This window comes from Veillonella sp. CHU594 (assembly GCF_003992265.1).
In the GTDB taxonomy this organism is placed as follows: Bacteria; Bacillota; Negativicutes; order Veillonellales; family Veillonellaceae; genus F0422.
This window is the reverse complement of the sequence record NZ_RQVB01000009.1, coordinates 112,818-119,975: the sequence shown is the minus strand read 5'-3', so window position 1 is coordinate 119,975 and position 7,158 is coordinate 112,818. Positions and strand designations below refer to the sequence as shown.

General features: G+C 39.9%; 8 protein-coding genes. All 8 read left to right on the top strand.

Translation table 11 applies throughout. The annotated features are described in order from the left end of the window. Nucleotides 1–321 precede the first annotated feature (321 nt). The 8 genes from waaF to nusA all read left to right on the top strand — a co-directional run bounded on the left by waaF (nucleotide 322) and on the right by nusA (nucleotide 7,158). Nucleotides 322–1,341: a lipopolysaccharide heptosyltransferase II gene (gene waaF, locus EO111_RS07115; protein WP_127011125.1), complete on the top strand. Its 1,020-nt coding sequence runs from the start codon at nucleotides 322–324 to the stop codon at nucleotides 1,339–1,341. After that, nucleotides 1,341–2,384 (top strand): glycosyltransferase family 9 protein, encoded by a 1,044-nt coding sequence (locus EO111_RS07110; protein WP_127011129.1) that lies wholly within the window; start codon nucleotides 1,341–1,343, stop codon nucleotides 2,382–2,384. Before waaF ends, EO111_RS07110 begins: the two co-directional genes overlap by 1 nt. Nucleotides 2,385–2,386: 2 nt before the next feature. Continuing rightward, a complete protein-coding gene (locus tag EO111_RS07105) occupies nucleotides 2,387–3,298 on the top strand; it encodes a 3'-5' exonuclease (RefSeq protein WP_127011124.1) in 912 nt (303 codons plus the stop codon). A 31-nt stretch (nucleotides 3,299–3,329) separates the two neighbouring features. Beyond that, complete coding sequence (locus EO111_RS07100; RefSeq protein WP_127011123.1) at nucleotides 3,330–4,715, top strand: aminopeptidase; 1,386 nt, start codon at nucleotides 3,330–3,332, stop codon at nucleotides 4,713–4,715. 4 nt (nucleotides 4,716–4,719) lie between these two features. Then, nucleotides 4,720–5,094 carry a hypothetical protein gene (locus tag EO111_RS07095; protein WP_062403195.1) on the top strand — a complete coding sequence of 125 codons (375 nt, stop codon included), beginning with the start codon at nucleotides 4,720–4,722 and terminating at the stop codon, nucleotides 5,092–5,094. A gap of 19 nt (nucleotides 5,095–5,113) precedes the next feature. Next, nucleotides 5,114–5,482 carry an arsenate reductase family protein gene (locus EO111_RS07090; protein ID WP_009372193.1) on the top strand — a complete coding sequence of 123 codons (369 nt, stop codon included), beginning with the start codon at nucleotides 5,114–5,116 and terminating at the stop codon, nucleotides 5,480–5,482. A 107-nt stretch (nucleotides 5,483–5,589) separates the two neighbouring features. Beyond that, nucleotides 5,590–6,048, top strand: coding sequence for a ribosome maturation factor RimP (gene rimP, locus EO111_RS07085; RefSeq protein WP_009372209.1), 459 nt, complete (start codon nucleotides 5,590–5,592; stop codon nucleotides 6,046–6,048). A gap of 12 nt (nucleotides 6,049–6,060) precedes the next feature. Further along, nucleotides 6,061–7,158, top strand: coding sequence for a transcription termination factor NusA (gene nusA, locus EO111_RS07080; protein WP_009372179.1), 1,098 nt, complete (start codon nucleotides 6,061–6,063; stop codon nucleotides 7,156–7,158).

The following is a 7,158-nucleotide window of genomic DNA, read 5'->3' as shown; positions in this document are numbered from 1 at the left end:
ACATAAATGAATCAATTTGGATAATATATATGTGTATTGTATTATAAAGTTTGTGTCATATGTGATATAATAATCAATTACTAAATTTTTAATAATATTTTACTAAAGCTTTATTAAATCCTGTTTACAGAAAAGATATCTGTTGAACGGCAGTTGTTACAGGTAGATACTTTAAGCTTAATATATGAGGTGCATATCCTTGAAGTATTGAAATAGATTATGAAAGGATCTAAAGAAAAATAGAAAATAGTGTATCATCTTTGGTTCTATCTTATGGTATACTAATAGAGTATAGTTATAGGTAAATGAAAGGGATGGAATATGAAAGAAGATGTACGAATTTTAATCATTAAAATGAGTTCTCTAGGCGATATTATTCATGCCTTACCAACGCTGTATGCGTTGCGTCAACAATATCCGAAGGCGCATATTGCATGGGCCGTCCATGAACAGTTTAAGGATGTTATCCCTCCGAAACCTTGGGTGGATGAAATCATCATCATAGATAAGAAACAATTAAAACGGCTTTCCTATTGGAAACAATTATGGAAGTTATTACATGAAAAAAACTTTGATATTTCCTTAGATTTACAATCCATTGCTAAAAGTGCCATCGTGGCGGGTCTTAGTGGTGTGAAGAAACGCTATGCCTATTGGGAACTTCGTGAGGGCAGTTGGTTGGTCAATACTGCGCTTGTAGGTGACCATAAAATGGATCATGTTATTGAGCGCTACTTAGATACGGCTCGTGCCTTGGGCTGTAATGTAGATGGCATCGTGTTCCCTTTGCCGACTTTTACAGAGGCAGAAGCTGCGGCGACACAGAAGTTAAATGCTAGAGGAGCTTTCATCGAAAATCCCTATATTGTTATCGCTCCAGGGGCACGTTGGGCAGTGAAGGAATGGCCTATTTCTCATTTTGTGGAACTTGGCAAGCGATTGGTGGCAGCAGGTGAGACGGTGGTGCTCATTGGCGCTAAAGAGGATGAGGACAAAGGTCGTGCCATTGTGGACGGCGTTGGTAGCAACAATGTGGTGAATCTCATTGGTGACACGAATTTGAAAGAACTCATTGAGGTCATTCGTCACAGTGCTTTGTATATTAGTGCCGATACGGGACCTTTGCATATTGCCAACGCTTTAAAAGTACCGTTGATTGCTCTGTTTGGGACTACTTGCCCAGAACGGACAGGTCCTTATGGGGGCGATCATATTCATATGATTGTTTCACCTACATCACGAGCGACGCTAGAACAGCCGTTAGTGGAAGATTCAGAATGTATGGCACAGATTACGGTGGACACTGTATTTGATACAGTGAAAGAAATGAGGAATTTATGATAGAGTTAGATGGAAAGCGGATTGTGGTAACCTTCTTAATGCATTTAGGCGATGTGGTGCTCACCACACCGTTTATCCATGCTCTTAGAAAGTTGGCGCCTCACAGCCATATTACCTATGTGATTGATAAAAAGTTGGCAGATGTATATCGTTATAATCCTTATATTGATGCGCTAGTAGAAGTGGATAAAAAGGGTATCCATAATAGCATTGGTGGGTTGAATCAAATTGCTAAAGAGATTCGCCAACAAGGACCTGTGGATATAGTCATCAATTTGCATCCTAATGAACGGACGTCCTATTTAGCTTGGAAATTGAAAGCTAAGGTAACCACTGGGATGAGTCATTTTTTGTTCCGTCCGTTTATGATGAAGGTAACGCGATTGAACCGTAAAACGGTGCATGCTGCCCAGATGTATATGAATGTGCTAGAGCAGCTAGGATATGCGATAGAACATGAGGGGCTAGAAATCTTTACTAGTCCTGAATGGGATGAAAAGGTGCAAGCATTTTATGCCTCTCACGGAGTGACGGAAGCGGATTGCCTTATTGGGTTCAATATTGGTAGTGCTGTACCAGAAAAACGTTGGCCCAAGGAACGATTTGCTCATATTGCAGATACCTTAGCAAAAGAAGGGTATAAAATAGTATTCTTTGGTGGACCTATGGATAAAGAGATGGTACAGGATGTACTAGATACGATGACGGAACCTGCCATTAAGGGAACGGGGCAATTTAGCATTGGAGAATTGGCAGCAGCCATGAAACGATGTGATTGTTTGGTCACAAATGACTCAGGTCCTATGCATGTAGGCGTGAGTCAAGGGGTACCGATTGTAGCGCTCTATGGACCATCGAATCCAGCCTTGTATGGGCCTTTCACAGAGAAGGCTGTAGTCTTAGAATCTATGGAAGATTACGATGTGAATAAAAATATGAAACAGGTTTTAAAAGAGGGCAACTACAAAGGTTTGTCTGTTATTTCTGAGGAATCTGTATTAGCAGGCATACGGATGATGTTAGAGAGAAAGGGTATGAAGTAAGGATGCACTATATTGTATTTGACTTGGAATGGAATCAGCCCTATACATTAGAACCGAATATGATACGGCGCTCAGGATTTCCATTCATTGGTGAAATTATACAAATAGGTGCTGTAAAACTAGATGAAAGTCTGCAAATTGTAGACCAATTTGAAGTATTTATTACTCCTAAATTTCTACCTATTATGCATCATTCGGTGGAGAAGTTGACCCATATTACTATGGATAAATTGCGTAAAGAAGGGGTATCTTTCCGACGTGGGTGCGAAAAGTTTTTACGTTTTGTTGGTCCCGATGGTATATTGGTGTCTTGGGGGCCCGATGATATCAACATGCTGATGGATAATGCATTTTGCCATAAGGTTCATGTACATCAAGAAGTACCTTGGTTTGATGCGCAATCTTTATATGCAAAAACGATGCACGATTGTAGTCAACAATATGCATTGCAAAAAGCGATGGATGAGATGCAAGTGCAAGCGCCGAATTTACAAGCCCATAATGGCCTGCATGATGCCATTTGTACAGCCATGGTATGCCAACGATTTCCATTTTTAGAAGCCTTACAAAAGAAGCGAGATAAACAAGGAAAACAACGGTGTTTTTATGGGCTTTCACGGCATGAACATAAAATATTTGAGTCCATTGTGACCATGCCACGTATATTCCGGCAAAGCAATCGGGCGAAAACTGCGTGCCCTGTTTGTAAGGAGCCTTTGCATTTAGACCCTATCGTGGGAGTGGTAAAACACCGCTTTTTATCGATGGGATCTTGCAAGGAACATGGCACCTTTGGGGTCCACTGGTATGTAGGAAAATCTATTAGCAAGCATTTAGGAAAACGCTATTATGTTTCCAAAATGGTCACCAATGCACCTAAAGGATTGCGTGAATTATATGCGCGTAAAAAATAAATATTAAAATTTGAAAAGAAAGGAGCTAAGTATGGAACGTAGAAATGCTTGGCATGAATATACAGAAGAACAATTACAAGAGATTGATACTTTAACCACGAAGTATCGCCATTTTCTAGATCATGGTAAAACAGAGCGTGAATGTGTAGACCAAATTGTGGAGGCTGCAGAAGCAGCGGGATATCGCAATATGGACAGTATTATCAAAGAAGGTGCTACGCTGAAAGCAGGAGATAAGGTCTATTATGTGCACATGAAAAAAGCGGTAGCTATGGTGAACATAGGTACAGAGCCGATTGAACAGGGGATGAATATCTTAGGTGCTCATATTGATTCTCCTCGGCTAGATGTGAAGCAAAATCCATTCTATGTGGATAGTGATTTAGCACTATTAGATACACATTATTATGGGGGCATCAAAAAATACCAATGGGTAACAATGCCGCTAGCTATCCATGGGGTAGTGGTAAAACGCGATGGTACTGTCATCAATCTTGCCATCGGTGAAAACCCAACAGACCCAGTATTTTGCGTAACAGACTTATTGCCACATTTGGGACAGGAACAAATGGAGAAAAAGGCTGCCAAAGTGGTAGAAGGAGAACAATTAGATCTTCTTATTGGTAGCCGCCCTGTGAAAGGGGAATTAAAAGATGGTGTAAAAGCCTATGTATTGCAAGTACTACAAGAACAATATGACTTTGAAGAAGAAGATTTCTTATCCGCAGAACTTGAAATTGTACCAGCTGGTGCAGCTAGAGAGTTAGGGTTCGACCGTTCTATGATCATCGGCTATGGACAAGATGACCGAGTATGTGCTTATACATCATTAGTAGCGATGTTAGAAACTGAGAATGTGAGCAGAACTACCTGTACTTTATTGGTAGATAAAGAAGAGATTGGTTCTGTTGGTGCAACAGGTATGCAATCTCGTTTCTTTGAGAATTTCATGGCAGAAGTATTGGAAGCCATGGGTCATACCTCACCATTAGCAGTACGACGAACTTTATCCAATAGCCATATGTTATCTTCTGATGTAAGTGCTGGTTTTGATCCACTCTATGCGAGTGCCTTTGAAAAGAAAAATGCTGCTTTCTTAGGTCGTGGCGTGGTATTTAATAAATTTACCGGTTCTCGTGGTAAAAGTGGCTCCAATGATGCTAATGCAGAATACATGGCTCGTATTCGTCATTTGATGGATCAAGATAATATTTCTTACCAAACAGCTGAATTAGGCCGTGTAGATCTTGGTGGTGGCGGTACGATTGCCTATATCATGGCTCTGTATGGTATGGATGTGATCGACTGTGGCGTGGCTGTGCTCAGTATGCACTCTCCTTGGGAGGTGACGAGCAAAGCCGATATTTACGAAGCAAAACGTTGTTATTTAGCGTTCTTAGCGGCGAAAGGGGAATAATCCTATGACAACACATGGTGAAATGGAACGTGTGAAAGTAGATATTTTTAGCATGACTAAAGATGAAGCAGCGCAATTCATTGAGGATAAGGCATACTTTATGATGACTTTGCGTAAATTGATGTATGAATATTGCCCTATCGTAAAAGTAGAGCGATTTGATCCTGCGGAAGGTGAAAGTATTTCGGGGTACTTGACGGAGGACCTAGAACAAGCACAAACTCCAGTCTTATCTGTGGTGTTAGATCCCTTTGAAGTGTCTGCTATGAAAGTGGCAGAAGAACGAGGTAAATTAAAAGAGTATGTCTTTGCGGCTAGCGAAATGACAGAAGTTTTATTACAGGTATTAAAAGAAAAATTTTCTAATGGTGAAATATAGTAATTGGAGGAACAGAGAAATGTTATATATTGAATATCCAAAATGTACGACTTGCAAACGAGCAAAAAAATATTTAGATGATCATGGTATTCACTATACCCATCGTGATATTAAAGAAGAAAACCCAACAGCAGAAGAATTAGGTGTATGGTATCCAAAAAGCAAGAAAGCAGATATTAAAGCCTTCTTTAATACATCTGGTCAAATTTATCGTGGAGAAGGTATTAAAGATAAATTACCAACTATGACAGAGGATGAGAAGTTAGCCTTATTAGCAACGAATGGTATGTTGGTGAAACGTCCTATTTTGGTCTTAGAAGATACAGTGCTTGTAGGATTCAAAGAACAAGAGTGGGAAGATGCCTTAAAACGTAATGGTTTACTGTAGCTATTTTTAGTCAGTTGTGGTATACTAGAAGTAACTTTTATAGAATCTATTAAAAGAGTGAGCTGCGGCTCACTCTTTCTCTTATACTAATGCAGGGAGGGGATAAGATGAAACGTGACGCCGTAGAGGAATTTGTGTCCGAAGTAGTAGAAACGATTATAGAGTCTACGGAGTTAGAGCTTGTAGATGTGGAGTACGTGCATGAGCGGGAATGGTACTTGCGTGTATTTTTAGACAAAGAGGGTGGCATCGACTTAGATGACTGCCAAATGGTGAGTGAAAAATTAAGCGAAGTATTGGATGCAAAGGATCCAATCAAAGAAAATTACTTGTTAGAAGTATCTTCTCCAGGATTGGATCGAGTGTTGAAAAAAGAAAAAGATTTCATTCGCTACCATGGACGTGATGTGGATATTCAATTGTTTAAACCTATTGATGGTAAAAAGCAATACACAGGATCTTTGCAAGGCTATTCTGATGAAGTCATCACGATTCAGGTGCAAGAAGAACGTATTGATCTAGAACGTGCAGCTATTGCACAAATTCGTTTACATTTAGATTTTTAAGGGAGGAAACCAGTGAGTCAAGAATTAGTACAAGCGGTATTAGCAGTTACTAAACAAAAAGGGGTGGCACCAGAGATTATTTTTGATTCTCTTGAAGTGGCATTATTACAAGCCTATCGTAAAGAGGTGGGAGCAAATCAAGAGGCATATATTTATTTCAATCGTGAAACAGGTGATTATAAAGTGTTGGCTAAGAAAACAGTAGTGGACACGCCTGAAAATGAAGAAGTAGAAATTGCGTTAGTAGATGCTCGTCAATTGGATAAACGTATGGAAATCGGCGATATTATCGAAGTGGATGTGACGCCAAAAAACTTCGGTCGTAGTGCAGCTCATACGGCAAAACAATTGTTGATTCAACGCTTGAAAGAAGCAGAACGCAACATTGTCTATGATGAATATTCCAGCCGTGAAGGCGATATTTTGACTGGTTTGGTGGAACGTATTGAGGGTCGAAATGTATTCATTAATCTAGGAAAAACTGAGGCGATTTTACCTGTATCTGAGCAAATTCCTAGTGAAAGCTATGCTGTGGGAGATCGTATTAAATGCTACATTGTGGAAGTGAAAAAGACCACAAAAGGCCCTCAAATTATGATTTCCCGTACACATCCTGGTTTATTAAAACGCTTGTTTGAATTAGAAGTGCCAGAAATTGCAGAAGGTACAGTAGAATTGAAATCGGTAGCTCGTGAACCAGGTATGCGTTCTAAAATTGCTGTTGTATCTCGCGAGGAAGAAGTGGATGCAGTAGGCGCGTGTGTTGGTCCTAAAGGACAACGTGTACAAAATATCGTGGATGAGCTAAATGGCGAAAAAATAGATATTGTGAAATGGGATGAAGATCCAGCGGTATATATTGCCAATGCCTTAAGTCCAGCGAAAGTAGTAAGCGTAGTAGCTCGTGATGAAGAAAAAACATCTTCTGTTGTGGTGCCAGATTACCAACTTTCACTGGCTATCGGTAAAGCAGGTCAAAATGCCCGTTTAGCGGCGAAATTAACAAACTGGAAAATTGATATTAAAAGTGAAACACAAGCCGCTGAAGCCGGTGAATATGTGGAATCTGATGATATGATTTCCTTGGATGCTTTTGGAGATGAAGACTAA